We start from the raw sequence: 16,156 nt of genomic DNA, 5'->3' as shown, positions 1-16,156 counted from the left end.
GACAGTGACGTCACCGTGCTATTCGTGCTCGACAGCCCCGTAGAAAGCGAACTGATACCCGTCGACGTGGAAGTCGAAAGCGACGAGATGCTCGATGTGGTCGTGCTCGCGACCGAATATAGCTGACTGCCGTTGATCGCGTCCGTACTGGACGACGTGACTTGACCAGCTGCGACATTGGTAACCTGACGCTCCGCGCCTGGCGCACCGACACTCACCACACTCGCTGGCGTAGTTCCGGCAAAGTTGCCAAACGTCGTCGTGCCGATTGTGACGCTACTGGTCGGATTCGGCGCCGCGGTGACCGAGCCCGAACCAAGTGCGACATCGTTGGCACCCTTCGCAATCGCGTTCGCACCGAATGCCAGCGAGCCAGCGGCGCCCGCCGTCGACGCGTTGCCCAACGCAAGCGAGCCGTCGCCGACGGCCGTATTCGCGCTGCCGAGCGCCACTGCGCCGTTACCGGTCGCCGTGTTGTTCGCGCCCATTGCGACCGCGCCCGTGCCCGTCGCGACGCTCGGATCGCCGATTGCAACCGCGCCGTCGCCGCTCGCCGTGTTCGCGACGCCGATCGACACGGCCTTGCCACCCGTTGCCGATGCGCTCTTGCCAATCGCGACCGCGCCGTCCGACGACGCGCGCGAGCCATCGCCGACGGCAACGCTGCTCGTACCCGATGCACTTGCATTCGTGCCAGCGGCGAGTGCATTGATGCCCGTGGCACCGTCGTTGTTGTAATTGCCTTGCTGCGTACCGTTGTCGTTGACGCTGTAATAGTGCGTCTTCGCAGCGTTGATCGCGGTCGAGGTCGACGTCGACAGCGATGTCACCGAGCTGTTGGTCGAACTCAGGCCGGTCGACAGTGAGCTGATGCCGGTCGACGTCGACGTGGACAGCGAAGTGATTGAGCTATTGGCCGACGACAGGCCGGTCGACGTCGACGTGGACAGCGAAGTGATCGAGCTATTCGCCGACGACAGACCGGTCGACGTGGAGGTGGACAGCGAAGTGATCGAGCTATTCGCCGACGACAGACCGGTCGATGTCGAAGTCGACAGCGAAGTGATTGAGCTATTGGCCGACGACAGGCCGGTCGACGTCGACGTGGACAGCGAAGTGATCGAGCTATTCGCCGACGACAGACCGGTCGACGTCGAGGTGGACAGCGAAGTGATCGAGCTATTCGCCGACGACAGACCGGTCGATGTCGAAGTCGACAGCGAAGTGATTGAGCTATTGGCCGACGACAGGCCGGTCGACGTCGACGTGGACAGCGAAGTGATCGAGCTATTCGCCGACGACAGACCGGTCGACGTGGAGGTGGACAGCGAAGTGATCGAGCTATTCGCCGACGACAGACCGGTCGATGTCGAAGTCGACAGCGAAGTGATTGAGCTATTGGCCGACGACAGGCCGGTCGACGTCGACGTGGACAGCGAAGTGATCGAGCTATTCGCCGACGACAGACCGGTCGACGTGGAGGTCGACAACGACGTGACCGAACTGTCGGTCGACGACAAGCCCGTCGACAGTGAATTGATCGCGCTAGTGGACGACGAAAGTGTCGAGGACAGTGACGTCACCGTGCTATTCGTGCTCGACAGCCCCGTAGAAAGCGAACTGATACCCGTCGACGTGGAAGTCGACAACGACGAGATGCTCGATGTGGTCGTGCTCGCCACTGCGTAGAGTTGGCTGCCATTGATCGCATCCGTACTTGCCGCACCGACCAAACCCGCTGCGACGTTCTGAATCCGTCGTTCCGCACCGGGCGACCCAACGCTGACAACCCCGGCCGACGCATTGGTGCCTGCATAGGCACCGAAGGTCTGACCACCGATGGTCGTGCTGCTGACCGCCCCCGTGCCGCCCGTGGCCGACGTGGCTGCCCCTGCCGTGACAGCCCCCGATCCCAGCGCAACTGATCCCGCCACATTCGCGATCGATCCCGAACCGAATGCCTGGGCATTGGTTGCACTGGCCACCGCGGTGTCGCCGAGTGCCACGCCGCCTGCCGCGGAAGCCGTTCCGCTGTTGCCCAGCGCAACGGAGCCCTGGCCGGTTGCCGTACTCGCGTTGCCGAGCGCGACCGCGCCCTGGCCGGTTGCATTGTCGTTTGCGCCGGCTGCAACCGCCCCCGTCCCGATTGCGACATTCGGATCCCCGATTGCCACCGCGCCGTTGCCGCTTGCCGTTTGTCCTCGCCCGATCGCCACGGCGCCGCCAGCCGCCGTGGAACTGTTGGCGGTCGTTCCCGCGGAACCGATCGCCACGTTCTGCCCGGTCGCCCCCGCGATCGTCCCGTCGCCTTGCGCGATGCCATAGGCGCCGCTCGCTGTAGCGCCACGGCCAATAGCAATACCCGACGTCGCTGCAGTGGCCACCGACGCTTGCCCGCCGATCGCGATACCGTTCGTCGCCGCCGAGACCGCTCCGGCAGTGGCGTTATCTCCAATCGCGACCGAACCCGTATTCGTCGCGGATGCAGCAGAACCGAACGCCGACGCGTAATTGCCGGAGGCCGTTGCGTTCGCGCCGTACGCCGAGCTCGACGTACCCGATGCAGTCGAAAAAATGCCGACAGTCGTACCGAGGTTGCCCGCCAATCCGGCCATGCCGATCGCCACGGCCCCGTTGCCTGTCGCCGTGGTATATGAACCGAACAACGTCACCCCGGTATTGGGACCTTGATAACCTCCCCCGTTCGCATTACATCCAATCACGTTGGAGTAAGTCCCGGACCCGTCTACCGGATTCACTTCGGCAGCAAACGACCGCCCCAGAAAAGTGCTGGCACCCGTGGTGCAGCCGTTGGCACCTAAACCGTCAGGCGGATAAGTCACCGCATTGGCCGCATTCATTCCGCCCGCCAACAGCAGACCGACTGCCAGCGCGACTACCGTTGTTGTCGCCGAGCGCCCGCCCTTGCCATGCGCCGAGTCCAGTTCCGAGGCCGCCACCCATGCACCCAGCGCCTCATTCCATATGGTCCGGTAAATACGATTCATTATATGACCCCTGGATTATTAAATATCCATGTCTCGGCTCAAGCGATGCCGACAAATTCAGACAAATAAAACTTCAATCAACAAGAAATAAATCCGACACACACACTATCCAGCGCGCCTCTCTCACAAGAATTCACGCAGGCAAACGGGCAGCGTCCGTGAATGGACAAAGGCGATTTATTACGGCGCTAAAAAAGCAACGCAGGAACGACGCATCGCCTTGTTCCGGAAAGATGCGTACGACCCCGAAACGCAAACCAGCCGACAACCACGTCCGGCGATCGATAGCCCCCAAAATCGAGAAACGGATCACCCGCCGTTTCGCCACTTCAGAACCAAGGCCGAGCCATGCGCCGACATCACCCTTCTCGCCCCGAGAGAGACGCCGCACGCAACCGTCACAACGGAAAAAAACGTTCCTTTGAGTAAAGCTGTGTCTGACCGTAGGGGTATTGGCTCAAGGCCTTGATGGAGAAGGGGCACAGCTGCATGCTGCTGGATGGACAAAAAGGAACCTTTTTGTCCACTACAATGACGCGCCATTTGACAATTCTTTGCACAAAGCCTGCGCAAGGTTTCCGCCCCATTCAAGCCGGTTGACTTCTTCGTGACGAAGCGAATCGCGGCGGTATTCGTCATGTTCGGGCGCGAACGTTTATCCGCAGAAAATTTCCGCCTACCCCGCTGTCTCCGGACACTGGCACCCCCGCTTTTAGACAGCCGACTCTCCATCTTTCGCATGCGACCGCACGCTCTCGGAGGCGAGTCGCCACCCATCCATTCCGATCGGAGATCTCAATGAAAATCGGTTACGCGCGCGTATCGACGGAAGAACAAAACCTGGGCCTGCAAGAGGATGCTCTGGCGCTGGCAGGATGCCGGTTCGTCGAAACAGACAAGGGCATTTCCGGCGCGGACTTCAACCGGCCGGGTCTCGACAAGGCGTTGCGACGTCTGAAACCGGGCGATACGTTTGTCGTCTGGCGGCTCGATCGCCTCGGGCGCTCGCTGCCCAAGCTGGTGGATCTCGTCACATCGCTGGGAAAACGGGGGATACGCTTCGAATCAGTTACCGAGGCCATTTCCACGGAATCGCCTGGCGGCACACTGATCTTTCACATGATGGCGGCGCTCGCTCAGTTCGAACGTTCGCTGATCAGTGAACGGACCAAGGCGGGCATGGCCGCGGCCAAACAGAGAGGCACCATCCTCGGACGCAAGCACGCGCTGACGGCGCCACAGCGGACGCAGGCGCTCAAACTTCTCGAAACGCACTCCACAACCGAAGTCGCGAAGCAGTTCCACGTGCATCCACGAACATTGCGTCGGCTCAAGCAGGTCGGCAAAAATGACTCACAGAACGTCGGCCGGAGGTGAATCAGCGCCAAAACTCAGGAGGCAGGCTGTTCCGTCTGCTGCGGATACAGTGCGGAGCGAAGTGTCTTGACATGCACGCCGAAATGCTTGGCGACGAATGCCTCTGGGCAGGTCTTAACCAGATCCTTCGCCTCGGCAACCGCCTGCACACTCAACGCGCGCGGTCGTCCCGGCTTGCTGCCGCGATGGCGGGCCGCTGCCATGCCGGCTTTGGTCCGTTCGCTTATAAGAGCGCGTTCGAATTCAGCCAGCGCCGCGATCATATGGAACATGAACATGCCCGTCGGCGAGTCGGTGTCGATCGATTCATTCAACGAGGCGAAATGGACGCCGCGGTCGCGAAGGCTGCTCATCAAAATAACGAGTTGACTCAACGAACGCCCGAGCCGATCGAGCCGCCAGACGACAAGCGTATCGCCGCGCGCAAGACTGGACAGCGCGCGATTGAGCCCCTGCCGATCCTTTCGAGTTCCGGATACGCCGTGGTCGGAGAAAATTGGATCGCACCCGACATGCTTCAATGCCGAAAGCTGTAGATCGAGAAATTGTTCTTCTGTTGATACACGTGCATATCCGATCTTCATTACGTCTCCAGATGTACGCGCTACTACTCGATGAATCGGAAGCTGGACAGGCTCGACCTACCCATGAGGATTGATCGTCGACCCGGACTTGCCGTCGATGACCAGGAGCGTGTTGCGCACGTTGGACAGAACCTCGGCACCCTCGTCGAGGAAGACGATTGTTTCGATGAGCCCAGCGCCCCCGACGAAACTCTCGAAATTGGTGACGAGCCCGTGCTCGACATACTTCTCATGCTCGTCAAGCTCGACGTTCCAATTGAACTCACCCACCCAGTCGGGGGGAAAGGCGATGCCGAGCTGGTAGCCGCCGATCCAGTCGCGCAGATCCCACACGCCGAACGACTGATAGTATTTTCGCAGTTCGGCACTGATCGTCGCGAACGAAGTTCCTACCGTTGCTACGCTTATCAGAAGTTCGACCGCACCGGCGGCGATCGTACTGGCGCCCTCGAGATCCTTCGACGGGCCCCCCAGATAGAACTGGCGTGCGGTGTTCGCATGGTAGCGATGCTTGACGCCGCACGGGTCGACGAGGAGCGGGCCTGCGCCGATGACGCGGGCACTGGACAGCGCATGGCAGTAGCTACGCGTGCGCGAGACGGTGTTGTGCAACCCGCTGGTTTCGCCACCCGCCTGGGCCATGGCCCACTCCATTTCCGCCCATACCTGGATCTCGGTCATCTCCGGATGCACCTTGCACAGCAGGTGCGCGTAGCCGGCGTCCAGAATCCGCGAGGCCTCCCGAATTACCTCGATCTCGGCCGGCGACTTGATGCGCTGAAGATCGCGCAACATGACGGACACGTCCTGCACGTCGAGATCACAATTCTTCAGCATTGCCATCAAGTGCCCAGTAGTTGCCGCGTTCTGTCGAGGCGTCCACATCTCGATGCCGCACGTACCAGACATCCAGCCTTCGGCGGTAAGCGCCTTCACCACGGACCCATGCACACCGTTCAAGCTCGGGTCGGCGGTTTCCGGACATTCAGGATCGTCGAAATGCCGGATATCGGTGGCAATCGAGGTGAAGCCGAGCAGCTGCGCGTGATCGGCCGAGTCAAACACGATCATGCCGCCTTTATCCTGGTGAACGGCCGTGAAGCTGCACGGCGGCCAGGCCGTCGTCGAACCGGTGCGGTACCACCGCGCTTGATAACCGTGCAGCCAGCACTGCGACTCCGGTGACGACAGCAGCACTACGTCGACTCGCTGCCGCTCCATCGCCATGCGAAGCTTTGCCAGGCGCAACGCGTACTCGTCATCGGTGAATGCACGCTGCCTGGGGACGGTCTCGTCCATCAGCGCCTTCAGATAGTCCCGATTCAGTTCGAATTCGCTCATCGTCGCAATCGCCTTTCCCGTTAGCGCCGGACCACTCAATAAGGCGCGCTTGTCGTGCCTTTGATCTCCAGGAACTCCTCGAGACCGAATTCAGCGTACTCCCGGCCGTTTCCTGACTGTTTGTAACCGCCGAACGGCGCGGCAGGATCCCACGGCGGGTAATTGATATGCACGTTCCCGACGCGCAAACGCTTCGCTATCCGATGCGCACGCTCCAGGTTCTGCGACTGGACGTAAGCAGCCAGCCCATACGCGCTGTCATTGGCGATGGAGATGGCTTCCTCCTCGGACTCGTAACTCATGATTGAGAGAACCGGACCGAATATTTCTTCGCGCGCGATCGACATGGTGGGCAGCACATTCGAAAAGACGGTCGGCCGGACATAGAAGCCCGTTTCCAGTCCGGCGGGCCGCCCCAGTCCGCCGGCAATCAGCGTCGCGCCCTCGTCGATCCCTAGCTCGATGAACCGCTGGATGCGCTCATACTGCACGCGGCTCACCACGGGCCCGAGCTCCGAGCTCTCGGCGCCGGGATGGCCCACCAAGGTCGCTTCCGCTTCAGCCCGGGCGATATCTTCGGCGGTGCGCATGAGATCGGCGGGCACCAGCATCCGTGTCGGCGCGTTGCACGATTGCCCGCTGTTGCTGAAGCAGGCCTTGACCCCACGAGTAACCGCGTCCGTCAGGTCCACATCGGAACAGATGATGTTGGGGCTTTTGCTGCCGAGTTCCTGATGTACCCGCTTTACCGTTTCGGCTGCGGCCTTCGCCACCTCGATTCCCGCTCGGGTGGATCCCGTAAACGAAACCATGTCCACGCCTGGATGACGCGCGAGGGCGTCGCCCACGATGTGGCCGTACCCGTGAACGAGGTTGAAAACGCCCGGCGGAACGCCAGCCTCGTCGAGGATCTCCGCGAACAATATCGCGCTGAACGGAGCAATCTCGCTCGGCTTGAGCACCATCGTGCATCCGGCAGCCAGAGCCGGCGCCACTTTGCACACGATCTGGTTGATCGGCCAGTTCCATGGCGTAATGAGCGCGCATACGCCGATGGGCTCGTGCGAAACCAACAACGTTCCGCGCTTCCTCTCGAACTCGAACTGCTTCAATGCTCGGATAGTTTGTTGAAGATGCGCGGTTCCGACGGCGGCCTGCATCGATCTGGAAAAGGCAATGGGCGCCCCCATCTCCCGGCTGATGATATCGGCGACCTCGTCGTATCGGGCGGTGTACACCACCAGCACGCGCTCGAGTAGCTCGACCCGTTGCTTGACGGTCCATTCCGAAAAGAAAGAGAACGCCCATCTTGCGGCAGCCACGGCGCGATCGACATCCGCCGCCCCGCCGCCCCGTAGTCGAGCGTATGGCGCTTCGGTAGAAGGGTCGATCACGTCGATCGGTTGTACGTCTGCGGGATCGAACCAGATCCCGTCGATGAAGCTCTGATTGGCAGTTCGCATCTTGATCTCGCTACAATTTGCTTCCGTGGTATCCACGACGCCGTTTTGTACGAACGTCAACTTTCCGAGGGCCGTGCTTCGGACGGACGGCGCGCGGTTTAAAACTCGGCGGCCGGCCATTCGATCGACACGAGCCGCTCGATCGATGTAAAGGCGCGCAACGCCGGATTGATTTGCTCCGCTCGCTCGAGGCACTGACGGGCGACGTCGACCGGCGAGATCTCGCCGATCGAATACCGGCGAGCCAACTCATGCGCTGAAATCCGGCAAAGCTCGGGCGCGTCGGGAATGGGTGTGTGAAGCTGTTTAGCCATAGATTGATCTCGATTGCCGAGGTTACGTCCTTGCATGGAGCCTGCCGCGCGTCATACCAGATCCCTGATCTTTGCCCAGGTCATCCCCAACGCAAGCATCGGCGTCCGCAATAGGCGCCCGCCCGGGAAATTACGGTGGCGAATCTTGCCGAACAAATCGAACCGCTCTGCCTGCGTACCGATCGCCTCAGCGATCAGCTTGCCTACCAGGCCGGTCACGTTCAAACCATGCCCCGAAAATCCCTGCGCGAAATAGACGGTCGGTGCGATGCGGCCGAAATGGGGTGCCCGGTTCATCGTGATGTCGACCAGGCCGCCCCATGCATAGTCGACCTTGACATTCTCGAGCTGAGGAAAGGTTTTCAACATATCGCGACGCATCGCTTCCCCGAGATGGGCCGGCTCGCCCGTCGAATAGCTCACCTTCCCTCCCCAAAGCACGCGACCGTCGGGTGTCGGGCGAAAATAATCGAGTGCATAGCGGCTATCGCAGATGGCCGCCTGCGCTGGCATCAACGCGATCGCGCGCACGGCATCGAGCGGCTCAGTCGCAATCACGTACGTCCCGACCGGCATGATCTTGCGCGACAGGTCGGGGGCCAACCTGCCTAGCCAGGTATTGCCAGCCAGCACGACGAACCCGGCGCGCACCATCCCGCCGGCCGTTTCGATCACGTGAGCACCACCTTCATCGCGTATGCGCGTGGCACACGTGTCCTCGAATATTTGCGCCCCGGCCTCGCGTGCCGCGCGCGCAAGGCCGAGCGTGTAATTGAGCGGATGCAAATGGCCGCTATGCGGATCGAACAGGCCGCCTCTATATCGTGAGGATTGCACATAGTCACGCATCATGCCGCTCTCGATGTAGCGCAACTTGTCGTAGCCGAAGCATCGTTGCACTTCATAGCACCACTGTCGTAGCGCGACGACGTCGCGCGGCTTGTTGGCAACATGCAAATAGCCGAAACGCAGATCGCAGTCGATTCGATGATTCGCGACGCGCTCCCTGACGATGTCGACGCCCTCTAGCCCCATTGCCCAGACGCGCACCACGTCCTCGGCGGACATATGCCTGGCGAAGGTATCCATGCCACACGCATAGCCACCGATCAACTGCCCGCCGTTGCGGCCGCTCGCGGCCCAGCCGACCTTCGATGCCTCGAGCACCGCAACGCGATATCCACGTTCCGAGAGATTCAGCGCCGTGGAAATTCCCGTCAATCCGGCGCCGATCACGCACACGTCCACTTGTAGCGTTCCGGTGAGCGGTGGATGTCGAGTCGTGTCGTTGACGGTCGCCGCGTAATACGATGCGGCATGAGACTGGTTCGAGAGCCGGAGCATAGGAATAAAGAGAGAACGACGGCGGCACATATCACCGAACACCACCACCGCGGTCTAAACAATCAGAACGTGTAGATGAACTGCGTCGCGACGATGTCGTTCGACTTGCTATACGAGCCGTTGCCGTGCAGGAATACGTCCTGCGTAGCCCAGTCGTGGCGATATTCGATCTTCACAATGGTCTGCTGGGTCGGATACAGCAGCAGATCCAGCGCCACGTCCTGGTGGGCCGCCCCCTTACATTCGAAGCCCAGACCGCCGTTGGCCTTCGAGTTCGCGAGGCAGTTCGCACCAATACCGAAGCCATCGGCCGTATCCATGCCGTTCGCGTTCTGAGCAATGCCGCCACCGCCGCCGCCGTTCTTCGTATTGACGAGCAGGTCATAACGCGCAGTCACGCCGACACGGCCGAGCAGCGGCACGTTGAATTTCCGATGCCCCAGCAACGAGAAGCCATACCATTGCGCCTGGCCACCGTTGAACGCAGCGTTCTGTTGCTGCCCGTAGTCGAATTCGGCGTTGTACTGGACGTCGGCGAGCGTATAGGTCGCATCCGCTTCGGCAAAGAAATACGTACCGTAGGGGCTGTGCGCGACGCCGCCGACTCCGTACACCGGATTGCCGTTACTGTCCAAGCCGGAATACAGCGTCTGGCGACCGATATTGAACGAGCCGCCGATATCGAGTGCGGTGCCTTTCGTATAGTCGACCCGCGCCGTGAACGTCGGCATTCTGTTGCTCGACGTAATCGCGTCACCCAGCGCATTCGTGCCGATCTGTGTGACCGAACCGGCCGTACGGTACTGCTCGTTTGCGAGCAAGAACTTCCACGACCAGTGGCCGTCCGCGCTCAGGTAGTTAATTCCCGCGCCGATGTAACTGCCCGGATCCGAAAAGTCGTACAGCAAGTTGTGCGTCAGCGTCAGCATCTGGTTCGATTGCTGAACTTCATAGCCACCGAAGCTCGGCATCATCCCCGCGACCACGCTGGTTGTCGGTGTCACCGGCACCGTAATGAATGCCGTGTTCAGGATATTGACACCGCTGTTGCCGTGCTCGTCCATGAAAAGCCCGCCAGCGCCTCGGTTGGGCAATAGCGAGATTTCCGCAGAGGGTGCCATCGGCCCTACGCCGAAGGTCTTCTTGATATCCAGATAGGCATCGCCAAACGTACTATTGAAGTAGCTGTAGCTACGGTCGTGATTGGCGAACACGAACGATGACGTTCCTGCCGCACGATTGTAGAGATAGGACGGATCGATGTACCCGGTCACGGACAAACCCGCAATCGGTCCGGTGCTGGCCGCATCGGTCAGCGTCTCGACCTTGAGCTGCGAACTGGCGATCTGCTGCCGGATCTCGCTAACGTCGTTGTTGGTCAGCTGGGCAGGCGCCTTGCCGTAGTCGGGCGACGACGAATCGACGACAGGTGTCGGCTGCTCGGCGGCGCCTGAAGATGCGCCGGACGATTTCGCCGCCAGCGCCGCCTTCATCGCATTCACTTCTTTCTTCAACTCTTTCAGTTGAGATTGAAGCGCTTCGATATCGGCGGCGCCCGAGCCGGCCAGCGCGATCCCCGGCATCCCGATCATCATCAGCAAGCAAATTATTTTCATTTTCACGCGAATTCTCCAAACACATCAATTTAAATTCGCTCTTTTCTATTGAGCGTTTCATTTCTAAATGAAGCTCATGTCACCGCGCGGAAAATAGCAATCCGCAACGCCAGTTCGAAAAAGGCGAAAATGACAGAAAGCAATACGTCGAAAATTCAAACGAGATGCGAAGGGTCGCCGAGCTAATTCAAGCAATAAACCGATGCCCCTCTTCGCAGCGAAAACACGCGCGCATCGGCGTCCGGCGTCAACGTCCGGATTTGACCTGCAGCCATAGACGATTCTCGAGACGTGCGATGTCGGAAGGCTTGGGACGCGCGAGCGACATCTTGTTCAGAATGTCTGCTGGCGGATAAACATTGGGATCGTGTGCGATCGCCGGCGTCACATATTGACCCGCGGCCTTATTTGCCGTTGGATAAAAAACTTCATTTGTAATCGCCGCGTTGACTTTCGGATCCTGAATATAGTTGATCCATTTGAGGGCGGCCTCCGGATGCGGCGCGTCTTTCGGAATGCCCATCACGTCGAACCACACGATCCCGCCCTCTTTCGGGTTCGTGTATCTGATCTCATATGAACGCTTGGCGTCCTGCGCGCGCCGCCTCGCGACACCGATATCGCCCGAGTAACCGAGTGCGACGCAAACATCATTATTGGCGAGATCGTCGATGTAACCCGACGAGCTGAATTGCGTAATGTACGGGCGAACTTTCTTCAATACCTCGTACGCCGCCTGATAGTCTCCCGGATTCTTGCTATTGGTGTCCTTCCCCATGTACTGCAGCGTCGCGGCGAATACATCGTCCGACGAATCGGGGACGGACAAGCCGCAGCGCTTGAGCTTCGCGGCATTCGCGGGATCAAAGATGAGCGCCCAGCTGTCTACCGGCGCATTCTCACCCAGCACCTTTTTCACTGCTTGGACGTTGTATCCGATGCCGTCGGTACCCCATGCCCAAGGCACGCCGTATTGATTGCCCGGGTCCGCATCGGAGATCTTCCGCATCAAAGCGGGATCGAGATTCGCCAGGTTCGGCAATTTCGACTTGTCGAGCTTCCGATAGATGCCCGCTTCGATCTGCTTCGCCATGTAGTTCGACGTCGGCACGACAATGTCATAACCCGAGCCGCCGGCAAGCAACTTCGTCTGCAGCGTGTCGTCGCTGTCGTAATTATCGTATCTGACGTGAATGCCGGTCTGCTTTTCGAAATTCGCAATCGTGTCCTTCGCGATATAGTTCGACCAGTTGTAGACATTCAACTCGGTGTCCTCAGCATGTACCTGCGTGCCGATGAGACCCAGCAGAATGCTCGCAACCGGCGCGGACGCACGTGCAAGGGTAAGGTGAAAATGCCTGCCTGCCATGGTGAGCTCCTCTGCGGACGAATATGGATGACACATCGCCATGCGTCGCCGCGTGTAATTTAAATGTAATACCCTGTATACGCCGCCCGCCATTCGTGTATCTCGTCTTTTTGGCGCGCCCGTGGAAGGCAGCGCGCCCGACACGCGAGCGCATCGATACCCGCCGGGCCGTGCGAGCTTGCTTGTCGCACTTCCTCTCAATGCAGCCGGCGCCGTGCCGCGCAGCCGTCCAGTCATGCGTTGCAACCACTCTATCAAGCGCCAATTGCCCGATCTGTCCTAAGTTCCCGGGACAAGCGTGTTTATCGATGAGCCATTCAATCAGAGGAATCGCAGGCTTGCTTCGGCTTATTGGCGTGATATAAGCGGAAAACCGAGTTCTCCACACGTGCATCGTCATGAGTTCCGCGCCACCCATCGTCGATATCCACCTTGGCCAGCTTTCATCCACGGCATGCGCGCTAGGTGCGATCGCCGACGCGGCAGGAACACGTCAATTTCTTCCAGTCCTGTTCGAAACCATCTCGAATTTTGTCGATTGCGATTCGTTGCACTTGGATTACGTACAGCCGTACTCATCGCCTCGCAACATCTGTTGGATCGGGAGCTTCGGCAAGGATCCCGACCTGATCGAACGGACCATGCAGCTCTACTATCAGAGCTATGCCCAGAACGATTCCACGTTCGATCGGATCGAGTGCGAGCGAGACGTTCAGTTGATGCAGCTATCGGACCGACAGGTCGAATCTCGCTTGCGCAGAATTTTTTACGACGTGGCCGATATTCACGATGAATGCGTGACCTACTGCCTCACCCGCGGCGTGCAATTCTCGATGTCGGTGTGCCGCGCGCGGCGCCTGCCGCCGTTTTCGCTCAAGGAACTGAGTATCCTGAAGCATCTGGCCCTGATCGTTCTACCGCTGGCGGCCATGCACGAGAGCCTCGTCGGTGCGAAGCATTCCGGCCAGGAAGGCTCGGGAACGCCCAGCGATACCATCACCCGCTGGCTGAACGAGAAATTGACGCCACGAGAAGCGCAAGTTTGTTCAGCTTTCATCCAAGGCATGACCACACAAGCTATCGCGATATCAATGGGTGTCAAACCGTCGACTGTCGAGACATTTGCGAAGCGGGCGTTCGTCAAGCTGGAAATTGATTCGCGACGTCAGCTACTGGCACTTGCATTTAACAACGCGCTCGTTGAGCCTAGTTACTCGCATATCAATTGAATACTCATCGGCAACGTATCTCGTCGTCCGACTCGAGGGAGGCGGCGTCTCAACCATAGGGACTGGTCGCGGCCAGTGTTCTGCGGTCGCAGGGGGCCAATGAGAGCGTCGACAAAGCAAGCTTGGCGGCGGCAGGATTGTTTTCGGAATACTTTCAGGCTCGTTACGTTGGCGAACGTGGCAATTTGTGTCGTGCCGACCTTCGCGGCGTACGCAAACGGGTGATGACACCGCGTGCGGCGCTTCATTGCGCGGCGCTGTGCTTCGGAAACCGCATCGCTACGACAAGCCCGCCGTCGGCCGCGTTGGAGATCTGCAGCGTGCCGCCGTGATGGCGAACGAGGCGGTGAACGATGGCCAGGCCCAAGCCGCTGTGCGAGGTGCCGCCGCGAGCGGGATCGAGCCGGACAAACGGACGCAGCACGCGATCGAGATCGAGCTCGGATACGCCGGGCCCGTGGTCTCGCACCACGAGTTCGTAGTGCTCGCCATGCGCCCGCGTGGCGATCTCCACGGGCGGCTCACCGTAGGTCAGCGCATTTTCGACGAGGTTCGAGAGCGTGCGGTCGATATCGACCGTGGGCAGCATGAAGCCGGGCCCCGCGTGAAGATCGAGCGTGACGAGCGCATTCAGGTGCGCTTCGTCGCTCGGACTCGGCGCGCCAGCGTAATCGCGACGACAATACGTGTCCACGCTGATCTGCGGCGAACCTTCGGGGATCTCGCGCGCAAAGTCGAGAAACTGCGTGATGACACGCGACATCGACTCGGTATCGCGCAAAAAACCCTCGCGATCGCCACGGTCGGTCAGCAGGTCAGCCCGCACCTGCATGCGTGTGAGCGGTGTGCGCAGGTCGTGCGCGATACTCGCCAGCATCACGGCGCGCTCGCGCTCGGCCACGGCCAGTTCGCCCGTCATGTCGTTGAAGTCGCCGATCAGCTCGCGTAATTCGCGCGGCCCGCGCTTGCGCACGATGTTCAGATGGCGACCGGCGCGATATTCGCGCGCGGCGGCGGCAAGATCGCGAATGGGGCGATTCAGTTGCCAGGCAAGCACGACGGCAACCACGATGGCGAACATCAGCGTCAACGCCAGCGCCCCGGTGAAACGGCTGAGCGGCACCTCGGCTTGCGGCAGCACGATGCCGCGCGTGCTGCCCGCGCGGAGCACGCGCAGCGTGCCGTCTTCGTCCATTGCCACGTGTGTGCCCGGCGGCAGCACGTGCCGCAATTGCCGTTCGATGGGCCCGTTCGTGTCGCCGCGAAAGCGCTGCGCGTCGGCGGCCGGCAGTTGCTTCAGGTCCACGAACGAAACACCGAGGATGTCCGCCACGGACCGCTCGCCGCCGCTGTCCTGCCCGCCCATGCTGGCGGCAACCTCCACGACGCGCGAAATATGGAAGGCGGCGAGGCTCGCGCGCGTTCGCTCGATCAACAGCAGCGACGTAAGATGCACCAGCACCAGCAGGCCCACCGTGGTGACGACGAGCCGGCCGAACATCGTATCAAGTGGACTCTTCATCGGCCGGGTTGTCGGGAATGAACATGTAGCCGATCCCGCGCACGGTTTGCAGCCGTCGGGGATTGGATGGGTCGTCCTCGATCAGGCGGCGCAGGCGCCATACCGGCACGTCGATGCCGCGCTCGGTCACTTCGGCATCCGGACCGTGGAGCAGTTCGATGAGCCGCGTGCGCGATAGCGTTTCCATGGGGTGCGAGGCCAGCACCTCGAGCAGCGCGTACTCACCGCCAGTAAGCTTCACGGGTGTGCCTTCGCACAGCAGCGTGCGCGTCGAGAAATCCAGTTCGAAGCGGCCGAACCGGCAAGGTGCGCGCTTCTCCCGCACCGCCGTGGTTCGCGGTAGCCCCTGGCGGCGCAGCACTGCATGGATGCGCGCGAGCAGTTCCTGCGGCATGAACGGCTTGCCCAGATAGTCGTCCGCCCCGAGTTCGAGCCCAAGCACGCGGTCCGCGCCTTCGGCGCGCGCGGTCAGCATGATGACGGGAATCGTGTCGCCGCTCGCGCGCAGTTGCTTGAGCGCGGTAATGCCATCCACGCCCGGCATCATGAGGTCCAGCACGATGATGGCCGGCCGCTCGCGCTCCAACCGCCGCGCGAGATTCGTTGCGTCATGAAGAACCGAGAACTCGATGCCGCGCTGCTGGAAGAACTTGCGCAGCAGGTCGCGCAGTTCCGCATCGTCGTCGACGAGCAGGACTTGCGGGGCGCTGTCGGGGATGGAAGGTGGGTGCATTTCGGGAACTCAGGGCGGCGTGAGGACGGAATGATGGTAGCCCGGATGCGATCTGACTGGCTTTCGGAATATTACTGTGATTTGCGATCGCTAACGGAACCGCTACGAGGGCCGGGCCGCGAGGGTATTTCGTACGCCGAAGTCCCGATGCTCTTTTCCCTGTCCGGGCGCGTCACTGGACAGTAAGTTTCCGTAAGCACAAAAAAATGTGCCATCGGTAGCGTTACGCCTTGTCCAGCACCGGTGCCGCTGAGGT

Annotated in this window: 12 protein-coding genes; 2 read left to right on the top strand and 10 right to left on the bottom strand. The window is 60.6% G+C overall.

The annotated features are described in order from the left end of the window. Positions 1-3,008: ESPR-type extended signal peptide-containing protein (locus DIE03_RS37140; RefSeq protein WP_260435011.1), on the bottom strand; the 3,008-nt coding region annotated here is incomplete at its 3' end. Between the two features lie 798 nt (positions 3,009-3,806). Here DIE03_RS37140 and DIE03_RS37135 point away from each other — a divergent pair. Next, a complete protein-coding gene (locus DIE03_RS37135; RefSeq protein ID WP_124457011.1) occupies positions 3,807-4,385 on the top strand; it encodes a recombinase family protein in 579 nt (192 codons plus the stop codon). Between the two features lie 14 nt (positions 4,386-4,399). On the opposite strand, the gene DIE03_RS37130 is transcribed toward DIE03_RS37135, so the two are convergent. From DIE03_RS37130 to DIE03_RS37100, 7 genes are all read right to left on the bottom strand, one after another. Further along, complete coding sequence (locus DIE03_RS37130) at positions 4,400-4,969, bottom strand: recombinase family protein (RefSeq protein ID WP_124457010.1); 570 nt, start codon at positions 4,967-4,969, stop codon at positions 4,400-4,402. Between the two features lie 57 nt (positions 4,970-5,026). Next, the gene (locus tag DIE03_RS37125) at positions 5,027-6,310 is read right to left on the bottom strand and encodes a M24 family metallopeptidase (protein WP_124457009.1); all 1,284 of its coding nucleotides are present in this window, start codon (positions 6,308-6,310) and stop codon (positions 5,027-5,029) included. Positions 6,311-6,345: 35 nt separating this feature from the next. After that, complete coding sequence (locus tag DIE03_RS37120; protein WP_124457008.1) at positions 6,346-7,773, bottom strand: aldehyde dehydrogenase family protein; 1,428 nt, start codon at positions 7,771-7,773, stop codon at positions 6,346-6,348. A 98-nt stretch (positions 7,774-7,871) separates the two neighbouring features. After that, positions 7,872-8,087 (bottom strand): hypothetical protein, encoded by a 216-nt coding sequence (locus DIE03_RS37115; RefSeq protein WP_148092915.1) that lies wholly within the window; start codon positions 8,085-8,087, stop codon positions 7,872-7,874. Between the two features lie 51 nt (positions 8,088-8,138). Continuing rightward, positions 8,139-9,431 carry an FAD-binding oxidoreductase gene (locus tag DIE03_RS37110; RefSeq protein WP_124457012.1) on the bottom strand — a complete coding sequence of 431 codons (1,293 nt, stop codon included), beginning with the start codon at positions 9,429-9,431 and terminating at the stop codon, positions 8,139-8,141. 62 nt (positions 9,432-9,493) lie between these two features. Continuing rightward, entirely contained in the window at positions 9,494-11,053 is a 1,560-nt protein-coding gene (locus DIE03_RS37105; protein WP_124457006.1) for a DUF3138 family protein, read from the bottom strand. Positions 11,054-11,294: 241 nt separating this feature from the next. Beyond that, positions 11,295-12,416, bottom strand: a complete 1,122-nt coding sequence (locus tag DIE03_RS37100) for a polyamine ABC transporter substrate-binding protein (protein WP_124457005.1) — start codon at positions 12,414-12,416, stop codon at positions 11,295-11,297. Between the two features lie 398 nt (positions 12,417-12,814). On the opposite strand from DIE03_RS37100, the gene DIE03_RS37095 reads away from it, so the two are divergent. Continuing rightward, on the top strand, positions 12,815-13,645 hold the full coding sequence (locus DIE03_RS37095) for a helix-turn-helix transcriptional regulator (RefSeq protein WP_124457004.1): 831 nt from the start codon (positions 12,815-12,817) through the stop codon (positions 13,643-13,645). Between the two features lie 244 nt (positions 13,646-13,889). Here the strand turns inward: DIE03_RS37095 and DIE03_RS37090 are convergent, their stop codons facing one another. Both DIE03_RS37090 and DIE03_RS37085 read right to left on the bottom strand, forming a co-directional pair. Continuing rightward, positions 13,890-15,167 (bottom strand): ATP-binding protein, encoded by a 1,278-nt coding sequence (locus tag DIE03_RS37090; RefSeq protein ID WP_124457003.1) that lies wholly within the window; start codon positions 15,165-15,167, stop codon positions 13,890-13,892. Further along, positions 15,151-15,900, bottom strand: a complete 750-nt coding sequence (locus tag DIE03_RS37085; protein ID WP_124457002.1) for a response regulator — start codon at positions 15,898-15,900, stop codon at positions 15,151-15,153. The genes DIE03_RS37090 and DIE03_RS37085 overlap by 17 nt, the downstream gene beginning before the upstream one ends. Between the last annotated feature and the right edge of the window lie 256 nt (positions 15,901-16,156).

It is taken from the genome of Burkholderia sp. Bp8992, from assembly GCF_003853705.1.
In the GTDB taxonomy this organism is placed as follows: domain Bacteria; phylum Pseudomonadota; class Gammaproteobacteria; order Burkholderiales; family Burkholderiaceae; genus Burkholderia.
Note: the sequence above shows the minus strand (reverse complement) of the source record. Positions and strands in the feature narration are given on the sequence as shown.

Excerpts from the sequence above, each read along its gene's own strand:
- DIE03_RS37135 (WP_124457011.1), top strand. The coding sequence starts at position 3,807 with ATGAAAATCGGTTACGCGCGCGTATCGACGGAAGAACAAAACCTGGGC.
- DIE03_RS37130 (WP_124457010.1), bottom strand. The coding sequence starts at position 4,969 with ATGAAGATCGGATATGCACGTGTATCAACAGAAGAACAATTTCTCGAT.
- DIE03_RS37125 (WP_124457009.1), bottom strand. The coding sequence starts at position 6,310 with ATGAGCGAATTCGAACTGAATCGGGACTATCTGAAGGCGCTGATGGAC.
- DIE03_RS37120 (WP_124457008.1), bottom strand. The coding sequence starts at position 7,773 with ATGCGAACTGCCAATCAGAGCTTCATCGACGGGATCTGGTTCGATCCC.
- DIE03_RS37115 (WP_148092915.1), bottom strand. The coding sequence starts at position 8,087 with ATGGCTAAACAGCTTCACACACCCATTCCCGACGCGCCCGAGCTTTGC.
- DIE03_RS37110 (WP_124457012.1), bottom strand. The coding sequence starts at position 9,431 with ATGCTCCGGCTCTCGAACCAGTCTCATGCCGCATCGTATTACGCGGCG.
- DIE03_RS37100 (WP_124457005.1), bottom strand. The coding sequence starts at position 12,416 with ATGGCAGGCAGGCATTTTCACCTTACCCTTGCACGTGCGTCCGCGCCG.
- DIE03_RS37095 (WP_124457004.1), top strand. The coding sequence starts at position 12,815 with ATGAGTTCCGCGCCACCCATCGTCGATATCCACCTTGGCCAGCTTTCA.
- DIE03_RS37090 (WP_124457003.1), bottom strand. The coding sequence starts at position 15,167 with ATGAAGAGTCCACTTGATACGATGTTCGGCCGGCTCGTCGTCACCACG.
- DIE03_RS37085 (WP_124457002.1), bottom strand. The coding sequence starts at position 15,900 with ATGCACCCACCTTCCATCCCCGACAGCGCCCCGCAAGTCCTGCTCGTC.